Raw genomic sequence first — 20,011 nt, 5'->3', positions numbered from 1 at the left:
CCCTATTATGACTAACTGTAATCATTAACATAAAAAGGAAGCAGACACGTTGTCTGCTCCCTTTAGACCTTATTTTTACTCTTAATTTAATTTCGAGCATTCCATTTAAGGCGTTGTTGAATCCTGCTCTTCTTCTATAGCATTCATATTCCCATTGGGATCTTCAATTTGATCTTCCAGGTTCAAATGGGTTTTAAGCTCCGTTTTCGCCGTCGCTAGCGACTGATCATCGAGTTTGAAATAATAAGTCCCAGCCGGTTGAAAATCAGTACCTGTTAACTGTAGTTTTTCAATTGAATCGATTTTCGAAATAAATGGATAAAGTCCCAGAGCTTCGTTAAAGGTAAAACTCATCGTTAAGTTCTCACCGATACGATCTACTAAGTCCCCATACTTCGGAATAGAAGAAAGTGAACTGACTTTATCAATGGCTGCAGTAATCACTTCCATTTGGCGCTGACCACGCTTCAAATCTGAATCAGCCTTACGGGTTCTTGCAAAAGCAAGGGCCTCTTTCCCATTTAGCGTCTGCTCTCCTACTTCTAAATCAATTTTCCCTTTAGATTCCTTGTATAGTTGATCTGCGATAAGCTGCGAATCAATGTTAACTTTGATTCCGCCCATTTCATCAATCACTGTTTTGAAAGCATCAAAATTAACTCTGACAACTTCATCAATTGGAATTCCTAACAAACCTTCCACTGTATCAATGGTCAAATCAATTCCACCATAAGCATGAGCGTGAGTGATCTTGTCCATTCCTCTTCCAGGAATGTTAACATACGAGTCACGAGGAATACTAAGAAGCTTCATTGATTTATCATCTTGATTAAATGTGGCTACCATCATCGAATCACTGCGCCCATTCGATGTATCCTCTTCATCATCAACACCGAGTAATAACACAGAAAAATGATCTTTCCCCATATCAACTGCACCATTTCTAAGATCTGACTGGTTTCCACGTTCTGGCTGCATCACTGATTGGTCTGATACGCTGGAAACTTTATAATAAAGGTATCCCGCATACCCACCAAAACCGACTATAATAAATAATAGAATGAATAGCGTTATTCTTAATCCACGTCGTTTTTTCTTAGGCTTATATCGACTTCGAGGTTCCATATGTTCATCATTCATAGAAAATTATCTCCTTCAATATAAATCTTCTTTTACTACATGCCTAGATCATTCGTATCATAAACCGAATGATCGTCGGTCTTTCGCTGACCGATTCCATTGTAAAAGGTTTATTCTGAAATAATCCTAACTATAAATGTATCACTCTTTATTACGACTTTCTACCTAAATATTTTTCCAACTAGTTGGGAGTACTTTGTAAAAATCATAAGATATATGTAGAATACAATAAGAAGCTATAGAGAAAGGACAAACTCTAGTGCACATTAAAACCGAATCAATCCCCTGGATCATTATAGGAAGCTATTTTCTATTCGGCTCAGTTTGGATATTGCTTTCTGATACAATTCTGTATCACTTCTCTTCCGACTTCTTAGCGAATAAGCAAATTGGGCTATATAAAGGCTGGTTTTTTATTTTACTAACTTGTTTGTTTCTTTATTTCCTATTGAAACACCTTCTCTATAAAAATGAAGTTATGGAAAATCAGCTTCTTGAAAGTGAAGAACGATATCGGAGGCTTGTTGAATCTTCTCCTTATGCCATTTGTCTTATGGAAAATGATGAAATCACCTATACAAACCGTACTGGACTCCAAATGGTAGGTGTTGACTCGATTCAAGACCTCTATGTTAATCGTCAATCACTTATCGCTAACTCGGAAGATACTGAGAGATTCAAAGGACTACTAAGTAAAATACACGCTCAAGAGGAACCGTCTTCTGAAACAATTGAATACCAATTGTTGCGTTCAAATAACGAAGTCATAGATGTCGAATCAACGCTGATTCCAATTATATTCAATCACAAATCCACCACGATCATCCAAACTCGAGACATCACAGAACGAAAAAAAGCTGTGAAAGAACTTTGGGAAGCGAAACAACTCATACAAGCGATCATTAGCGCTTCTCCTATCGCCACTCTTGCCCTCGACATGGAGTCAAACATTCGATTGTGGAATCCAGCTGCCGAAAAAATATTTGGATGGAAAAGCGAAGAAGTGATCGGCAAGAAAAGCCCCATTGTTCCTGTAGAGGAAAAGGATATTACGATTCCTGAAATTATTGAATATGGACATATCGTAAATAAAGAAGTTAAGCGGATGCGTAAGGATGGATCAGTCGTCTATACAGCTTTGTTTACAGCGCCTATCCAAGATGAAAATGGTCAGATCAATGGGATCATGGCCGCGTTTATGGATATAACAGACAAAAAGAAAACAGAAGATGCTCTGCTAAAAACAGAAAAGCTATCTGCTGTTGGCCAACTTGCCGCTAGCGTAGCTCATGAAATACGAAATCCTTTAACATCTGTCAAAGGGTTCATTCAGCTTCTTAGTAGTGATAATGATTTTGCTGATAAGACGCCGTTCCTTTCCATTATGCTATCTGAAATTGACCGGATGGATTCGATTATTAAAGATTTGCTAGTCCTTGCCAAGCCTCAGGCTGAGCATTTTACATTTTTTAATGTAAATGCATTGCTCTCATATGTCATGCAGCTTTTAAGTACACAGGCATCTCTGTACAACATTTCTTTTATAACAGACTTCACCGAACGTCACGAATCTCTATACGGAGAAGAGAATCAGCTGAAGCAAGTTTTTATTAATTTAATCAAAAATGCGATGGAAGCGATGCCTGATGGCGGCGTATTACGATTAAAAACTGTAGTAAAAGACAATAGCATTAACGTGATCATCGTCGATGAAGGTGTTGGTATCCCAGAACACAAACTAAAAACACTTGGAGAACCTTTCTACACAACAAAAGAAGAAGGCACTGGTCTAGGTCTGCTATCTAGTTTTAAAATTATTGAGAATCATCAAGGAAAAATCGATTTTAATAGTACTGTCGGAATTGGAACCACTGTGACCGTTTGCTTTCCGATTGAACGTGAGACATGATAGGAATGAATAAAAAAATAGTCATTTCCGCTCGGATTTTGTCCATTTTTTGTGCTTCTAGCCATTTCTATGCTAAAATATCATTCGTCTCTTATTCTCGAATAAGCTTGACCTGAAGGAGGAAGCAACATTGCAAAAAACAAAAAGAAATGATCCCTGTCCTTGTGGCAGCGGCAAAAAATATAAAAAATGCTGTATGACATCTGAAAGTGCACAGGATCAATTAGAAGAACAGCTCTATACACAAGAACTATATACAATTCAAGCACAGCTTGTAGAGTATGCTATGAGTGAACATGATCAAAAAATGGTCTCTCTAGCAAATGATTTATTCAACCGTTTTGAAATCCCCAAAAACCTTGAGGAAGCTTATATGCACGGTATTTTCCCGTGGGCCATTTTCCATCAATCTCTTAACCAGTGGAACAAAACCATTATTAGAGAATATCTTCAACTTTATTCGCACACCTTCTCTACTGAGAAAGTTAAAGAAACTGTGAACGACTGGCGCGATGCATACATGTCTATTTATACAGTGGAAGAAGCATCAGGTCACACAGCGGTCGTAAAAGAACTCGGGTCAAACCAACCGATCAGTATCCTTTTACATGAAGAAGTGATCCTTACTAGCGGAGAAAGTCTAGCAGGCATTCTTCTCCCTGTCAAAAATGGTGCCATGCCATTTATTGAACTTCTTAAAATCGCACCAGATGCTATGGAAATGGTGGAAAAGAAACTTTCATCAGAAGAAGCGAACTACAATGTTCGTTCCATGATGCAACGTGATTTCCCAGAAGTACTTAGTCAAATTGTGAAGCACGGCAACGGTTCAGAAGAATCAAACGAATCGATTGAAATGATTTGGTCTAGAAAAGAAGATGCAGAAGTAGCTTCACTCTTTATGGAGCAGGTTAGTGATGAGTACTCTCAGGAACAACTTCAAGAAATTCTTCGTTTTTGGAAGAAATATGCTGATGATGAAAAGCCTATTGTTAGAAAATCTTCTATCTTTGCAGCATCTCTTGAATATCTTGCTGCCAAAGTTTATGACACTTCAATCAGCCAGAGTGCTCTTGCGAAAAAATATGGAACATCTGCTTCTAGTATTTCTAGTAAATATAAAGCCTTCCACGAACGCTTTATCCCTGTCATGAACTAAAATTAATGATCACACATTTAAGCTGGTTTAACCTTAAGCCAGCTTTTTCATTAATTTCGATTTACATATAAGATATAATAAAAGGGTTATGTTAAGGACCATTGTTGTTTTCAAATGCTTAATGCTCTGTGATAACCAATCGCTTCGAGCAAAAGGTAGAATCAACAATAGAAACGAACATGGCTAACACGAAAAAGGGGGAACTGAAGTGACCGATCAAACATCTACTCAAAAAGTAGGAACTTATATACTTGAACAAGCCTTGGAGATTGCACAAAGTACATATGAACGTCAGCGCCAGGACCTTGATGACGCAGATTTTAATAATGAACCGAAACTTTCCATAAAAAACACGACCTATCTTATAAAATTGATTGGTAAAAGTCTTCAAAAAGACACTGTGAACGCATTTGCAGCAATCGAAGAATTTGGAGAAGAATCTGGCGAACTCGTTCAAGACGAAAATGAAATGATCATTTCTCTAATTGTGACTGTACCTCTCATTCGAGAAGCGATATGGGAGGCAATCGAACCAATCGTTGAAAATTTAAATATGAAACCACGGGATGTCATTCAATTACCAAGTAGGATAGATCCTCTTCTTGACCAGTTTGTGTATAGCTATGGGAGTTCTTATATCACTAGTAATCAGCAGCTTGAAACTAAATATAACTCGACTCTGGAAGAACTTTCTACACCGATCATTCCTATTATTCAAAATCTCGCTATTCTTCCACTTGTTGGTAATATTGATACGTACCGCGCAACACTAATCATGGAGAAAACGCTTGATCAATCTCGTAAACTTGAACTCGACCATATGATCATTGACTTGTCAGGAGTTGTGACAATGGACACGATGGTCGCAAAACACTTGTTTGACATAACAGAAGCGCTAAGCCTTATGGGAGTTCAGGTGACACTGACCGGCATAAGTCCTTCGATATCGATTTCAGCTGTACAGTTAGGAATTGATTTACACAAACTAACCATCAAATCCAGTCTTCACAATGCACTTACTGAATTAGCCGTTCTTTCTAATCCTTCTGTTTAGTTCATTACGCTGTTCACAAATCTGTCATTCTTATCAAAAACATCCCATAATCCTCATATTTTCATGAAAGCCTGCTATACTTTAGTCATTCCAGAGAAGCTTTCTCCCAACCCGGAAAGCTTCTCTGGTTCCAACGTATAGTAAATTAATGCATCCCTTCCCTCCCCCGGGAAACCTCCTTATTTTAGTAAAGAAGAAGGCGCGTCAAAAGACGCGCCTTCTTCTATTTGCAGAAAAAACTTTATTAAAGTATATTATCATCATTCCAATAAAAACCAAATATTTTGTAAAATGTAGGAAGGAGGTAAGAAACATGTTAACTGTATCCATTATTCAAAAAGAGCTTGAACCGCTCCAAAATCCAGAGCAATCTAAAAAAATGGAAAAGTATATGCGAAATCAATTTCCTTTTCTCGGCATTAAGACACCAGAAAGAAGGAAAGCTGTTATTAATGCGCTTAAAATTCATGGAAAACCAGATCTCGATACCCTTAAAGAACTGCTTGAAAAGCTATGGGCATTACCAGAACGAGAGTATCAGAATGCCGCCCTCGATCTTCTTGACCGAGTCAAACGTTTTCCCAAAGACTATATCGATCTTATTGAGCAACTTATTATCACAAAATCCTGGTGGGATACTGTAGATGGACTTGCTGTCCATAGTGCAGGTATTTACTTTCAACAATATCCTGATCAAATTGCACCGATAACAGAGGAATGGGTGAACAGTCCAAACTTATGGCTAAACCGTAGTGCGCTTCTTTTTCAACTTTCTTATAAAGATTCCACAGATTTCGATCGACTCAAAAGATACATCCTACTACTCAAAGATTCAAATGAATTTTTCATCCAAAAAGCGATCGGCTGGTCGCTCAGAGAATATTCCAAAATAGATTCTGAAATCGTGAAAAACTTCTTAGAGAATTATACTTTACCCCCTCTTAGCAAACGTGAAGCTAGTAAGTTTATTAACAAGCAAAAAAAATAACCCATCTACTAGAGATGGGTTATCAATCTATTATTACTTACCAATAAACTGTTGTGTCCAAATATTTCCTTCTTCTACATAACCAACACCAATATGTGTGAAGCTACCGTTCATAATGTTCTTACGGTGTCCCTCACTGTTCATCCAAGCGTTCACAACTTCTTCTGGTGTTTGTTGTCCTTTAGCAATGTTTTCTCCAGCTGATTGATAATCTACGCCAAACTGGTTCATCATATCGAATGGTGAGCCATACGTTGGGCTATTGTGAGCAAAGTAGTTATTATCTCTCATATCTTCAGACTTTGCTTGTGCTACTTTACTAAGTTCAGTATCTACTTCAAGTGCAGGCAATCCAGCTTTTTCACGCTCTGCATTTGTAAGATTAACAACCTGTTGTTCAAATTCTGATAATCCTGTGTCTTCATTAGTTTCTTTAGCTGGTTCTGCCTGCTCTGTCTCTGGTGCAGGCGCTTCTTCTGGCTGTGCTTCAGAAGGTGTAGCTTCTTGAGCTTCGGCTTGTTCTTTAGCTGGCTCTTCAGAAGGAGCTTCAGATTTCTCAGCCTGCTCCTCTTGTGCTGGCTGTTCAGTATTACCTTGCTGTTGGAAAATCTGATCTAGATTAATAGAATCTTTAATAGAAATATTATATTGTTTTTCGAAACGATCCAGAATAGACTGCAACTCATTTATATTGTTGACCTGGAATGTTTGCGCATTAACTTCTGCTTTGACAGCGTGTTGGTCGCCTGTATTAGCAGAACTATTTGATGGGTTTGCTGCCAGCAGGGCTGCTGCCGCTGTGACACCTAGAATAATTGACTTTTTCAATGTGATTCCTCCCTGATTGGTGAAATTTCTTACACACTGAGAATATCATAAGATTGCTAGTCTAAAAGACCATAATAACTTCCTATGCTAGTAATTCATACCAGGTGATTTTTCGTATAAATCAAGTTAATTATTCATAAAAACCCTTTTATATCAACGGTTATGAGCAGAATCTCTTAATATACTTGAAACTTTAAGTTTGGTAAAAGATCCATATATTAGGCGGCGACTTACTGTTAACGTTTCATTTCAACTGTTTCAAAAGCGTAACAAAAACAAGAAGAGCGATTACGCCCTTCTTGTTTACTTCAATTTGTTGACCTCACTTCTTTAAAGGGAAACCACACCACTTCTGCTTTTCCAACGACTTCTTCCAACTCAATTTTCCCAAGACCATTTCGGCTATCCATACTTCTCAAACGATTATCACCCATCACAAAAAGCTGACCTTCGGGTACTTCGATCGGACCAAAATCTTCGGTTAATCTCATTCCCATTGTTTCTGCATCAGCACGATTTCCGTCTAAGTAAGGTTCTTTAAGCTGTTTGTCGTTTACATAAAGGTTATCCTGACTCATTTCGATAATGTCTCCAGGTAATCCAATTACTCGTTTCACATAATGCTTCTCTGCATCTTCATCCTTAATAATAATAATGTCTCCTCTTGCTGGCTCTTCCTGCACATAGGAGATGAATTTGTTAACGAGCAGACGATCTCCATCATGTAGGGTTGGATCCATTGAAGCTCCTTCTACAATGTATGGAGCGATGATAAACATTTTAATCACAAATGCCAGGATAATAGCAAAAAGGAGAGGTGCCCCCCAATCTTTTAGCCAATTTGCTTCTATTTCTGTTTTCATTTCGCCCTCCAGCATTCAATCAAGATTCTATATTAAGTCTAGCATAATTTTCCTATAAAGTTCCATATGAATACCACTGTCTTTCAGCCTATTTTGAGCAAAAAGTTTTATCTTCCCTTCTTTTTGTGGAACACTTAATCAAGTTACATCCTTAAAGGAGGATTCTTATGAAAAATATAAAGGCTTTCGTATTTGATGCATATGGTACGTTGTTTGATGTTTATTCAGTATCTAAAAAGTGTGAAGAGCTGTTTCCTAGTAAAGGAGATCAAATCAGTCAAAGTTGGAGAAAAAAACAGCTTGAATATAGCTATCTCAGACAAATGATGGGAAACTACCGACCTTTTTCTGAGGTTACTCGAGATGCCCTTCGTTATGCTGTAGAAGAAGCAGAGACAGAATTAAGCCATGAGAATGAGGAAATTCTTCTCGAAGCTTATCAGCAACTAGGTGTATATGAAGAGGTTCCAAAGGTACTTCAAGAATTAAAAGCACAAGGTATGACGCTTGCTATTTTTTCAAATGGTTCACACGATATGCTCGATCCGCTCGTAAAGCAATCTCCTCTATCTGAACACCTGGATTACATTATAAGCGCAGATCACATTAAACAATTCAAACCATCACCTGCTGCTTATACTCATGCACTTGACTTCCTTGAGCTTAAGCGAGAAGAAGTTCTGTTCATGTCTTCAAATGGATGGGATATATCTGGTGCCAAGAACTTCGGTTTTCATACAGCCTGGATTAATCGTAACGAAAACCCTGTTGAAAAGCTAAACCTTCAACCAGATAGTATCTACCATGAGTTAAGTGGTATAACGAACTGGTCGTAGCACTTCATTCGAGATCATATGGATTTCTTCACGTTTCGCCCCTTGCCTTAAAATAAAAGAATTAAATATACTTCCGAAAACCTGAACGAAAGTTCAGGTTTTCGTATTGAAATTGTTATCCATGCTTGTATCAGAGATTACAAGAGCGTTCTTCAACACGAACAATACTTTAGACCCACAGCCAAATCACCCATTCACCAAAATAGGCCCATTGACCAGCACAATGCTTAGCCGTATAATCTACACATCAAAGCGTTCATTTACTAAAATTTGAGAGAAAGAAGCCAGGTGCTTGGACTATGATTAATGTAAATTATTCAATTCAGAAGGAAATCATTCGCTATCAGGAACAGCTACGATTATTTCGTATTTCACTTAAAAAACTGCCGGCTAGTACGCCGGCAGAGCATGCGACTCGAGACTTGTGTAGAGAAATAGCCTTTAAACTAGCTTCAACGGAAGATCTTGTAAGGAGTATTTTCAAGTCGAGAAAATTACCTTATCGCGAGCTTTCAAAGCAATTCTTTTATAACATTAGCATCCTTAAGCGTAATAGCAAATACATCATAGCTCTCTTTTTATTGAAGCATGGCAATTATCAATTGCTTAATGATCACCTCACCTGCATGCTATAGAATAGCACTCAAAGCTTGATGCAGGTGAGCATAAGTATTCACATTATTAAAATCAATTCCAAGCTGAACAGCTGTTTGCGCAATTTCAGGCCGAATACCCGTTAAAATCGATTCAATACCTGAGAGTTCAAGCATGTTGATGAGTTGAAAGATCTCATTTGCTACCATCGTATCCATAATTGGTACGCCTGATAAATCGATTACAAGATAGGACAGCTGTAGATCAGCACTACGTTCAATTCCTTTTCGCTGAATAAGAGATGCACGGTATGTGTCAATCGTTCCTATCAGGGGGAGTACGCCAATTTCTTTTGAAATCGGAATGATTGGCACGCTTAGTTCAGTAATCTTTGTTTGCTGAGCTGCAATCTGTTCTTCATTTAATTGATTGGTATAGACAGTCACCTTATGAAGAAGCAAATCAAACGACTTGTTCATGTAACTACCCCACTCAGCTAATCGACTTGCTTCAATCAGCTGATCTTCTTGTGCACTAAACTCTACCATCACGTCCCAAAGAATTTGTCTGAGATAGGTTAGGCTTGCCACTGACTGCTGTAGAGAAAAGGTGTGATTCGAAAAAATCCCTACCATTCTTTCAGCCCACCCTAGAACATCCCTACTATTTGATTCAAGAAAAATCATTTGTTTTACAAAATCCGAACAGAATAACTGAATTTCGTTTTTTAATTCCGGTACTTTAAGAACTGCCGTATCGGTTGCTTCTCTCTCATCAACCAAAAGTTGTAGGCGCTTCGTCCATTTGTCTCCAATCTCTTCTAGACGCTCATGAAAATATTCCACATACATTACTTCCACTTTTTCCATTGTTATGTCTCTCCTATTACATCATTTTCATCATTAATAGTTCATTGTTTCCCGAAAATACCATTTTGTACACATCTGACAACTCATTTAGAAAAACAGTGCGATTCGCATGTTTATTTACCCAATCAAAGCACAAAAAAATGGAGGCCCCACCGGCCTCCATCTTTTATTCTCTATTCGCTTTTGGGTTTCCTTCTAAACTTCATGAAGAATTCGTACACAACAGGCACAATAATTAGCGTAAGAAGAGTTGAACTTGTTAAACCACCAATAACAGTGACCCCAAGTCCTTTAGAGATGAGCGCTCCGCCTTCTAAACCGAATGCAAGTGGTGCTAATGCGCCAATTGTCGCAAGTGCAGTCATTAGAATCGGTCGAAGTCGCGTACCACCAGCTTCAAGTAGCGCTTCCCTTGTTGTATATCCTTCTTTTTCCTTATGAATCACGCGGTCAATCAGTACAATCGCATTTGTTACAACAATACCGATTAACATGAGCATTCCAATTAGGGAAGAAATACTAATTGTTTCTCCAGCAATCAATAGTCCGACTAGTCCACCAATCACGGTAAACGGAAGTGAGAACAAGATCGCAAGTGGTGCAAGACCACCTCCGAAGGTAATAACAAGAACCAGGTACACAATCGCAATAGCAGCAAGCATTGCTAAACCGAGCTGAGTAAAGGACTCATTAATATCCTGAGTTACTCCGCCGAGACTTACTTCTGAAGAGTCCGGTAAGTCCATGTTATCAATGGCTTCTTGCACATCTGCAGAAACTTGACCAACATTGTCATCAAGTACTTCCGCTGTCACGTTAGCATACACTTTGCCATCGCGACGAGTGATTGTGTTAGAAGACTCCCCTTCTTCAATCGTTGAAATCTCACTTAGAGGTACATCCATACCAAGTGGTGACGTAATCGTTGTACCTTCTAAATCTTCTTGATCTTTATATGTCTTCTCACTCACTTCAAGAACGACATTTATTTCTTCTCCATCTTTTTCAATAGTTGTAAGAACTGGTGCTTCCCCTGTGTTTCGAAGCTCCATTCCTATTTGACCAGCTGATAGCCCTAGCTCACTTAGTTTTTCTTGATTTGCTACAATCGTAAACTGATCGTAGGATTCAGAAATACTAGAACTAATATTTGTTAGATCTTTTTCTTTCTCTAGAACGGCCGTTACATCTTCAACAACTGGACCAAGGTCATCCATTGTTTCTCCATTCACAACTAATGTGATCTGGTTACTTCCACCAGAAGCAGAGATGTCCTGATAGCCCCATTCACCTTTTTCAGTCATTTGTTTCAAATCTTCAAGAACGTTTTTGCGTTCTTCTTCAAATCCTTCTGCTTCTTCATCATAACTTACGAAGAAGAGAACCTGGTTACTTGCACCTGGATTCATTGGATTTTCTCCACCAACTGAGAACTGAATTGTATCAACATCTTCCTTATCAAGGAAATAATCTTCCGCTTCAAGAGCGAGATCATTGATATTCTCAGTCGTTTCACCAGGCTCTGGATTATAGGTCGCTACAATCATTTTCTCTTGATCGGAAGGTAAGAAGCTTACGCCAACAATCGGTGCGAGGAAAAGACTTCCTACTAATACAAGTAGACTTGCTCCAAATGTAATCAGCTTATGATTGAGTACCCAATTCAGCATCTTCTTATAACCGTTCGCAAGACGACTATTGCCTTCTTCTTTATGAGAAGGTTTTCCTTCTTTTTTCACAAGCCCTTTTTTAAAGAGAGAGTGAGCCATCGCTGGCACAATGGTAATCGCAACAAGCAATGATGCTAGTAGAGCGAATACCATCGTTAGTGCAAACGGTAAGAATAGTTCACCTACTGGCCCCTGTACTAGGCCAAGTGGTAGAAATACGGCAATGGTTACAATGGTAGAAGACATGATTGGAACGAACATTTCCTTCGTAGCTTCTGTAATGAGTTCTTTCCCTCGTAGCTTCTCGCCTTCAATGGCCATACGTCGATAGATATTCTCTATGACAACAATGGAATCATCGACAACACGACCGATCGCAACCGTCATCGCACCAAGCGTCATAATGTTCAGTGTAATATCTAATTGATTTAAAACTAACAATGCGATTAACAAACTCAGCGGTATTGAAATAACTGAGATTAAAGTTGAGCGAATGTTACGCAAGAACAATAGGATGATTAGTACTGCGAAAATCGCTCCAATAATCGCTTTATTCAACATTGTACTAACAGATTCTTCGATAGGTTCTCCTTGGTCGAATATCGTCACAATACTAATGTCGCTATTCGAATCCTCAAGTGATGCAATTTTATCTTTCACACCATTTACAACATCAACAGTGTTAGCATCTGCGCTCTTTGTAACTTGGATACCAATCGATTCTTGACCGTTCGTACGTGAAATTGATTCCGCTTCCCCAACTAATTCAATGTCTGCAATGTCCTGAAGCTGAACGGTTGGAACTTTCGGTGGTGCTTGAGCTTCGCTAGCTCCTTCAGCAGAAGCGGACGGGGCTTGTGCACCATCAGTTGATGAAGGTGCTTGAGGAGCTGAGCCTGCTTGAGCTCCCTGACCCTGCTGTGATGGAATGACTGGAATTTCAAGTTCTTTTAAATCTTCTAATGACGATACATTACCGTCTACAACAACGGCTTTTTGATTATCGTCAAAGTTATATAGCCCAAGAGGAATGTTAACAGCAGAACCTTTAATGAGATTCTTAACAGTCTCTTCGTCTAAACCGTACTCTTCCATTTTCTCATCTTTAAATGAGAAGGATACTTCTTCGACTTCCTGCCCAGCAATCGATACAGAAGAAACGCCTTCCACGCCTTCAACAGCTGGAAGTACATCATCTTCTACACGCTGGGTTAATTCTGTAAGTGAACGATCTTTCTCTGAAACGCTTAGTGACATGACTGGGAAAGCATTAAAACTTAGTCGTGACACGTCTGGGTCTTGCGTTTCTTCAGGTAATGAAAGTGACTGAATGGTTTCCCTTACTTCATCTTCAGCTTCATCCATGTTTTTACTGAAATTATATTCAATTTGCACATTCGAAGCATTTTCAAATGAAGATGAACTAACGACCTTCACTCCTGGGAGACTTTCCACTTTGTTTTCAATTGGTTCTGATACTTTATCAGACACTTCTTCTGGTGTTGCACCAGGATACACTGTCGTCACGGACACGAGCGGGGTATTAATATTTGGAATAGTCTCCATCTTCATATTAAACCCTGAGTATAATCCGGCAGCGGTTATGATAATCGTTAATAACCAAACTGCAAACTTATTATTTAATGAAAATTGAATCAGCTTTCTCAAGCAGCTTCCACTCCTTTTTTCTACTTCTGCTATGACTGACCGGTCATTACACAATAACTATACTTAATTAAACGTTATAATTCAAGTTATTTTGTTTACAAATCACTGTAAAATATACGTAAAAAATGAGATTAGGAAAAAAATCTTGAACATGATATAATAGATGTGACCAATCGGTCATCAAAACCCGGTCAGTAAAATTACTGGCGAACAGAGGTGTAAGATGAATGAAAAAAAGAAAGTAATCCTTGAAACGGCGATGCAGCTTTTTGCCAAAAAAGGATTCCATTCCACGTCTATACAGGAAATCGCTAATGAAAGTGGAATTTCTAAAGGAGCCGTCTATCTCCACTTCCAATCTAAAGATGATGTGCTTTATTCCATTTTCGCTTATTATTATGAGAAATTAAAAAAGAAAATATCAGAAGCGAAATTAGATTCCTTCACCCCTGAAGAACGGCTTGAGAAGCTGCTTTACGTTCAGGCACAAGAAATTTTGCATCATAAAGAGTTTATTATTATGCAATTCAGGGAACAAGCTATTTCGATGAACAAAGAAATAGACGATTTAATTCTTAAGATAAGAATGGAGTCCCTTGAAACGTTAGCGAGTAGCATTCAAGACTTATATGGCGATCGGATTACTCCGATTCTCCCGGACTGTGTTTTGCTCCTAGATGGTATGTACTCCTCCTATATTAAGCTAATTGTCTTACAGAATGCTGACTTAGACCTGGAGTATCTTCCACGCTTTATATTAAGTCGCTTGAATGACATGGTAAGCGGTATGTTAGAAAATAACACTGCCCCCTTCCTCTCATTGGATCATGCCTCTGCAATCTTCCAGAACATGAGTCATTCAGATGGGTGCGAGCGAAAATCCCCTTCTCATATATTGAATGAAATGGCTACGTTGATTAATCGAATGAACATTCAAGAAAACCAGCGTAAAGAGCTGCTTGAAACCATTCAATTTCTGAAGAAGGAAGTAAGTGATCCAAACCCGCGTCGCTTTATCTTTAAAGGAATGCTACATCAGTTTGAAGGATTCTCCGAACTTGACTTATATAAGACTGCACTTATTGACGCACTGGAACTCGATCAGTAATCCCAAATTAGTGGAGGTGGAAGATTGTGAAAGAGCCGCTCCTAACAAAAGAAGAGTTAAGACGTATTGTCCGCGAACTTCAATTAAAAGGCATTAACGCCCAGCTTTGCTATCGAAAAGCATAAGTCCTCTCCTCCGAAAACGATCTAATCTTAGATCGTTTTTTTATGTTTCTTTAAGATTTTGGTATACCGAATATGAAAAAGGAAAGATTCCCTGTTAGGTAATTATGAGTATAGCTGTACTCCCCATTCTCACAAGCATGACGTGATGTACATACCGATTCTCCTAGACAAAACTCTAAGTTTGCTCATATGACTCTTCTCTCTTATTCACGTATCGTCTGATTTACCGGCGGAATAAAAGTAAGGTGCACCTGATTTCAGGAGAAAATTTCATTGGAAGATAGCGTATTTGAAGATTTGGTTGAACAATACATGCCACTCATCAAAAGTCAGATTAAAAAGCTTCATCTTACAAACCATTATATGAGATATGAACAGGTAGGCATGATCGCCCTATGGGAATGTGCTGAAAGCTATCAACATGGGAAAGGAAGTTTTTCATCTTACGCCTACATGAAAGTCCGTGGAAAGCTAATTGATGAATGTCGCCAAGAAATACGATTGTCTAAACAGCTCGCTCTTCACTCAGATTGGAGTGAATATGAAGAAAGGCTACCAGTTCATCAACAAACTCTATTACCTGAACTAGACTTAAGTAATCTTACAGAAAAGCAGAGTAAATGGGTGAACATGGTCGTTTTGGGCGGGGAATCCCTTAAGACATTAGCTGGGGTTGAAGGAGTGAGCATTGAAGCAGTGAAATCCTGGAGAAAAAGCGCATTATCAAAGTTACGAAAACAGCTTTTATCGTTTTGAAAGTTTTATAAATGCTCCGATCACTTTCATCGTATATTTTTAGTCAAAAAAAGAAAACACTCCTCAGAGTGTTTTCTACTTTTATTAGCGGTTGTATTTCTTTTTGAACTTTTCAACACGACCACCAGCATCGTTAAAGCGCTGCTGACCAGTGTAGAATGGGTGAGATTCAGAACTAATATCAACTTTGATTAGTGGATATTCGCTACCGTCTTCCCACTCAATCGTTTCGTTAGATCCCATAGTAGAACCAGTTAGAAACTTAAAACCAGTACTAACGTCTAAAAATACAACTTGCTGGTATTTTGGATGGATTCCTTCCTTCATTGCTAGACCTCCTTTATCAATCAAATCATCATTTACGTTAAATGAATGTTATAGAAATAAACAGAGGTTTGGGGCCACATATTAATGGGCACCAAAACCCGTCCTTTCTAGTATATAATTTTTGAGCCATTTGTTCAAACATTGTATGAAATTTTTTTAAGAAAATTAAAGAACATTATGTAGGTCATACAAGCCATATAGTACAAAAGACTTAATTTAACAGAAAATAATGAATTTTATAAGAACATTTGAACGATTTTAAGTAAAAAGGATTGACGATTTAGCATCTAATTTGTCATGATTGGTGTATAAACTGAATCTCGAGGAGGATGTTGAAATGAACGATGCAGTTCGTGAGGAGATTATACTAATTCAACAAATTCGTGATTGTATTCGTGAGTTCCAAAACGATTATCCACCAGTCGTTAAGGAAGCCATTTTTCACTCGATCCAAAGGTTAACTTCTAAGTTGGTTGACGGAGGCCAAACGTTGATACGAAGTTAGTAAATCATCCAACTCCTGACTACACTGTAAAGTTTCTTTATGTGAAATTCCTTTAGATGTACCAATCTCAATCATTTCCTCTTGCTTACGCTTTATCCAGTGAAGCAATTCTTCTTTTGCGTCCTGTTTAACATATAACAAAGTTCGTCACCCCTCCTATCGGTTTAAGTACAAGCTCTATTATCCAAATTATTTTATGACTTGTGAAGGCTTTCGCCAAAACTAGACAAAATGACTCTATTTCTTTATTAAAATGTTCTTTACACTATTCGAACAAATTCTTATTATAAGACCATTCATTCATAAAAATAACAGCTTCTAAATAGAAGCTGTTACGAACTAACCTTTGTAGTTAATCGTTGTAATTTATCTCTCGTTATAGAAAGATAGTAGTAGTACAATTCTGTTTGGGAGCACTCGTATAATTGCTTGTGCTTCACTTTATATATTCCACGATCTAGAAGAAGCACGATAAGCTCTTCTTTTGATCGGAACGATCCTTCTTTTTCCATAACATCCTCCATTGTGCTATTCAACTTCCGAAATACCATCTTCATAGTAATCAAGCGTTAGCTTTCCATCAGAGTGAAGCTGCGCAAGAAAAACATCTTCTACTACCACCTGCTTGTCTATTAGGTAGCTTCTCAGCCACTCTTCGCTCTTCCCTACTTCAATGAGCATTCCTTTAATGATTTCTCCATCCATAATTACGGTTTTAGGCTCTTTCTCTTCGGGAAGATGAAGCCACAGTTCTGATGGTCGTATCATCCGATAATCTCGCTTTAGTAAAACGCTGAGCTCTCCATCCGCTTCAAATAGTGCAAACTCTACCTCATTTACAGAAAAGACGCTTTTTTTGCGGAGCATTTCTAGCAGTTCATCAATTGTAAAACGCTCTTTCTTTAAGTTGTCCTCAAGGATCTTGCCATCTTTTATAAAAATTCGTGCTTTTCCTTCCACGAAATCTCTTACTTTTTTATTTTTCATCGATAAATAGCTGAGTAACACAGAAACAAGCGTCCATATTAACAGACTCGTTATACCGTGAATAACGCTTACCTCGATGTCCATTGATAAACTACCGGCAATGTCACCAATAATGATGCCAACAATATATTCAAAATAGGAAAGTTTAGATAATTGCTTTTTCCCTAGAAGCTTTGTGATGAAAAATAGTCCGATAAGAATAAACAAAGATCTTAGTATAACTTCAAACCAGTCCACCATACTCATGTTCCCCTTTGATTACGCTTAAAAACCACTTTTTATTTGCACATTCTACCATTTTGCCCATTTCCTAAACATTTATCCTATATTAATACTGAAAGAATGATTAATGACTGCTTTTAGTAATCTTGTTCGTTAACCTTTGCAGTGATCATTTCCATTTTTAAAGAATCACGGAGGTTGTCTATACACAATTCAACGGGTACGGTAAGATGAGAAAAGCAAACGAACTTCTGACGAACCAGAAAGGAAGATACGATGCTCCAACAAGCACGAGAACAACTTAAACATCATTTTGGGTATGATCAATTTCGAGGTGGACAGGAACAGATCATTTCAAGTGTTCTATCTAACTATAATACGCTTGGCATTATGCCTACTGGTGGAGGTAAATCAATTTGTTACCAAATTCCTGCTCTTCTATCAGATGGATTAACGATCGTCATTTCACCGCTAATTTCACTAATGAAAGATCAGGTTGATGCGCTTGCCGGATACGGTATAGAAGCTGCCTATATTAATAGCTCACTTACAGAGACTGAAATTAGAGACCGTATGGCTGAAGCTGAAAGTGGAGAAATAAAGTTACTGTACGTCGCTCCAGAACGCTTAGAAGCACCAACGTTTCAGCGGTTGCTTAAGCGGACTAAGATTTCGCTAATTGCCGTCGATGAGGCCCATTGTATTTCCCAGTGGGGGCATGATTTCAGACCTAGTTATATGAAGATTAGCCAGATGCTTCATCACTTTGAAGTGCAGCCTCCCGTCGTTGCTTTAACAGCTACGGCAACACCTGAAGTTATTCAGGATATTCAGCGAATCTTAAACATAACCCCAGAGCAAACCTTTATCTCCGGATTTGCCAGGGAAAACTTGCACTTCTCTGTTATTAAAGGAGAGAAGAAAAAATCATTTATCGATAAATACCTTAGCCAAAACGCTTCTGAATCCGGTATTATCTATACCGCCACTAGAAAGGAAGCAGATCAGCTTTACGCTTCCTTACACAAACAGGGCATCAAAGTTGGCAAGTACCACGCTGGTATGACAGAAAAGCAGCGCAAAACAGCGCAAGAGGAATTTCTATTCGATAACATTTCCGTTATGGTCGCAACTAATGCTTTTGGGATGGGGATTGATAAATCGAATGTTCGGTTTGTGATTCATCACAACCTTCCAAAGAACATGGAATCTTACTACCAGGAAGCAGGGCGAGCTGGGCGTGATGGAGAAGAAAGTGATTGCTTTGTTCTCTTTTCTCCTGGTGATATTCATGTGCAGAAGTTTCTCATTGATCAGAACCAACATGAACCTGAACGTAAATCCGCTGATCTCGCCAAATTAAAAGCGATGGTAGATTATTGTCATACTGAAAAATGCCTCCAAGGAACCATTCTTCACTATTTTGGAGATGAGCGGCCAGGCTATCAATGTGGTAAATGTAGCAATTGTGTTGATGACAGAGAAGCGGTTGACATTACCCGTGAAGCCCAAATGATTTTTTCAACGATTAAACGAGTGAATGAACGATTTGGGAAAACAATCATTGCACAGGTTCTGAAAGGATCAAAATCAAAACGCTTGAACGAACTTCGACTCGACAGCGTTTCAACTTTTGGTTTATTAAAACATCTCACTCAGCAGGATATTGTGGATATGATTGATTTTCTAACAGCCGAACAATATATTCTTTTAACTGATAGTAAGTACCCCACCCTCGTTCTACAGGAGAAAACATTACCTGTGTTAAAAGGCCAGGAAAACATTTATAAGAAAGTAGCTCGTAAACCAGTAGCGATTGAAGAGGATGATCAGCTCTTTACTCAGCTGCGGACGCTACGAAAGCAAATTGCCGACCGTGACAACGTGCCACCATACGTAGTGTTTGCCGATAGTACCTTGCGAGAAATGAGCGCCAAAATCCCTTCCACACGTGAAGAAATGCTTGAGATCAAGGGCGTCGGGGATATGAAGTTTGATAAATATGGCGAAGTCTTTCTAGAGCTACTCTCATCGGCAAAATCAGCGAAACCTACGTCTTCAGAGGATGCGAGTCATAAAGCCTCATTAAAATTATTTGATGAAGGTAAAGACATTCCAAACATCTCAGCAGCGCGTTCGTTAAGTCCAACCACCGTCGAGAGTCATCTACTAAAGGCAATGGAAGAAGGTTTACTTGAAGATACAAGCCGTCTCATCGATCAGGAAACAGAGCATCAGATTCTTGAGAAAGCGGCAGATGTAGGGTTTGATAAACTAAAGCCAATTAAAGAAGCACTACCCGAATCGTTTACTTACTTTCAAATTAAGGTCGCTTTAACAAAACATCGTCAAACTTCGAATAGTTAACGCAAAAAAGAGGATGAGCCGGCTCATCCTCTTTCT

The 20,011-nt window shown here is 38.5% G+C and carries 19 protein-coding genes; 10 read left to right on the top strand and 9 right to left on the bottom strand.

Annotated elements, in window-relative coordinates:
• Positions 1–105: 105 nt before the first annotated feature.
• Positions 106–1,140: an LCP family protein gene (locus AC0VYJ_RS07945; RefSeq protein WP_475367106.1), complete on the bottom strand. Its 1,035-nt coding sequence runs from the start codon at positions 1,138–1,140 to the stop codon at positions 106–108.
• A 259-nt stretch (positions 1,141–1,399) separates the two neighbouring features.
• Between AC0VYJ_RS07945 and AC0VYJ_RS07940 the strand changes: the two genes are divergently transcribed.
• From AC0VYJ_RS07940 to AC0VYJ_RS07925, 4 genes are all read left to right on the top strand, one after another.
• Positions 1,400–3,049 carry a PAS domain S-box protein gene (locus AC0VYJ_RS07940; protein ID WP_475367105.1) on the top strand — a complete coding sequence of 550 codons (1,650 nt, stop codon included), beginning with the start codon at positions 1,400–1,402 and terminating at the stop codon, positions 3,047–3,049.
• 130 nt (positions 3,050–3,179) lie between these two features.
• Positions 3,180–4,208, top strand: a complete 1,029-nt coding sequence (locus tag AC0VYJ_RS07935; protein WP_475367104.1) for an SEC-C metal-binding domain-containing protein — start codon at positions 3,180–3,182, stop codon at positions 4,206–4,208.
• Positions 4,209–4,416: 208 nt separating this feature from the next.
• Complete coding sequence (locus AC0VYJ_RS07930) at positions 4,417–5,262, top strand: STAS domain-containing protein (protein WP_430242270.1); 846 nt, start codon at positions 4,417–4,419, stop codon at positions 5,260–5,262.
• A gap of 313 nt (positions 5,263–5,575) precedes the next feature.
• A complete protein-coding gene (locus tag AC0VYJ_RS07925) occupies positions 5,576–6,250 on the top strand; it encodes a DNA alkylation repair protein (protein WP_430242272.1) in 675 nt (224 codons plus the stop codon).
• Positions 6,251–6,283: 33 nt separating this feature from the next.
• Here AC0VYJ_RS07925 and AC0VYJ_RS07920 read toward each other — a convergent pair whose 3' ends face one another.
• Positions 6,284–7,078: a CAP domain-containing protein gene (locus AC0VYJ_RS07920; RefSeq protein WP_475367103.1), complete on the bottom strand. Its 795-nt coding sequence runs from the start codon at positions 7,076–7,078 to the stop codon at positions 6,284–6,286.
• A 308-nt stretch (positions 7,079–7,386) separates the two neighbouring features.
• Positions 7,387–7,941: a signal peptidase I gene (lepB, locus tag AC0VYJ_RS07915; RefSeq protein WP_404682535.1), complete on the bottom strand. Its 555-nt coding sequence runs from the start codon at positions 7,939–7,941 to the stop codon at positions 7,387–7,389.
• Positions 7,942–8,108: 167 nt separating this feature from the next.
• On the opposite strand from lepB, the gene AC0VYJ_RS07910 reads away from it, so the two are divergent.
• Both AC0VYJ_RS07910 and AC0VYJ_RS07905 read left to right on the top strand, forming a co-directional pair.
• A complete protein-coding gene (locus AC0VYJ_RS07910; RefSeq protein ID WP_475367102.1) occupies positions 8,109–8,777 on the top strand; it encodes a haloacid dehalogenase type II in 669 nt (222 codons plus the stop codon).
• Between the two features lie 299 nt (positions 8,778–9,076).
• Entirely contained in the window at positions 9,077–9,412 is a 336-nt protein-coding gene (locus AC0VYJ_RS07905) for a hypothetical protein (protein WP_475367101.1), read from the top strand.
• Here AC0VYJ_RS07905 and AC0VYJ_RS07900 read toward each other — a convergent pair.
• Both AC0VYJ_RS07900 and AC0VYJ_RS07895 read right to left on the bottom strand, forming a co-directional pair.
• The gene (locus tag AC0VYJ_RS07900) at positions 9,407–10,240 is read right to left on the bottom strand and encodes an STAS domain-containing protein (RefSeq protein WP_475367100.1); all 834 of its coding nucleotides are present in this window, start codon (positions 10,238–10,240) and stop codon (positions 9,407–9,409) included. The two genes, AC0VYJ_RS07905 and AC0VYJ_RS07900, sit on opposite strands and share 6 nt — an antisense overlap.
• Before the next feature lie 173 nt (positions 10,241–10,413).
• Entirely contained in the window at positions 10,414–13,578 is a 3,165-nt protein-coding gene (locus AC0VYJ_RS07895; RefSeq protein ID WP_475367099.1) for an efflux RND transporter permease subunit, read from the bottom strand.
• Between the two features lie 223 nt (positions 13,579–13,801).
• Between AC0VYJ_RS07895 and AC0VYJ_RS07890 the strand changes: the two genes are divergently transcribed.
• The gene (locus AC0VYJ_RS07890) at positions 13,802–14,686 is read left to right on the top strand and encodes a TetR/AcrR family transcriptional regulator (protein WP_194221049.1); all 885 of its coding nucleotides are present in this window, start codon (positions 13,802–13,804) and stop codon (positions 14,684–14,686) included.
• A gap of 398 nt (positions 14,687–15,084) precedes the next feature.
• The gene (locus AC0VYJ_RS07885) at positions 15,085–15,567 is read left to right on the top strand and encodes a sigma-70 family RNA polymerase sigma factor (protein ID WP_475367098.1); all 483 of its coding nucleotides are present in this window, start codon (positions 15,085–15,087) and stop codon (positions 15,565–15,567) included.
• An 84-nt stretch (positions 15,568–15,651) separates the two neighbouring features.
• Here AC0VYJ_RS07885 and AC0VYJ_RS07880 read toward each other — a convergent pair whose 3' ends face one another.
• On the bottom strand, positions 15,652–15,894 hold the full coding sequence (locus tag AC0VYJ_RS07880; RefSeq protein ID WP_048310190.1) for a type B 50S ribosomal protein L31: 243 nt from the start codon (positions 15,892–15,894) through the stop codon (positions 15,652–15,654).
• 337 nt (positions 15,895–16,231) lie between these two features.
• Here AC0VYJ_RS07880 and AC0VYJ_RS07875 point away from each other — a divergent pair, with 337 nt between their 5' ends.
• Complete coding sequence (locus AC0VYJ_RS07875) at positions 16,232–16,399, top strand: hypothetical protein (protein WP_194222344.1); 168 nt, start codon at positions 16,232–16,234, stop codon at positions 16,397–16,399.
• Here the strand turns inward: AC0VYJ_RS07875 and AC0VYJ_RS07870 are convergent.
• The 3 genes from AC0VYJ_RS07870 to AC0VYJ_RS07860 all read right to left on the bottom strand — a co-directional run bounded on the left by AC0VYJ_RS07870 (position 16,352) and on the right by AC0VYJ_RS07860 (position 17,626).
• Positions 16,352–16,474: a Spo0E family sporulation regulatory protein-aspartic acid phosphatase gene (locus AC0VYJ_RS07870; protein ID WP_430242421.1), complete on the bottom strand. Its 123-nt coding sequence runs from the start codon at positions 16,472–16,474 to the stop codon at positions 16,352–16,354. The two genes, AC0VYJ_RS07875 and AC0VYJ_RS07870, sit on opposite strands and share 48 nt — an antisense overlap.
• A 257-nt stretch (positions 16,475–16,731) precedes the next feature.
• Positions 16,732–16,911: a Fur-regulated basic protein FbpA gene (fbpA, locus tag AC0VYJ_RS07865; RefSeq protein WP_475367097.1), complete on the bottom strand. Its 180-nt coding sequence runs from the start codon at positions 16,909–16,911 to the stop codon at positions 16,732–16,734.
• 16 nt (positions 16,912–16,927) lie between these two features.
• On the bottom strand, positions 16,928–17,626 hold the full coding sequence (locus AC0VYJ_RS07860) for a DUF421 domain-containing protein (RefSeq protein ID WP_475367096.1): 699 nt from the start codon (positions 17,624–17,626) through the stop codon (positions 16,928–16,930).
• 258 nt (positions 17,627–17,884) lie between these two features.
• Between AC0VYJ_RS07860 and recQ the strand changes: the two genes are divergently transcribed.
• A complete protein-coding gene (recQ, locus tag AC0VYJ_RS07855) occupies positions 17,885–19,975 on the top strand; it encodes a DNA helicase RecQ (protein ID WP_430242289.1) in 2,091 nt (696 codons plus the stop codon).
• The last annotated feature ends 36 nt before the right edge of the window (positions 19,976–20,011 follow it).

The sequence above is a fragment of the Anaerobacillus sp. 63XJN7_5_ISO-PGPR-S23-430 genome (assembly GCF_056173695.1).
This window is presented reverse-complemented; position numbering and strand designations above follow the sequence as displayed.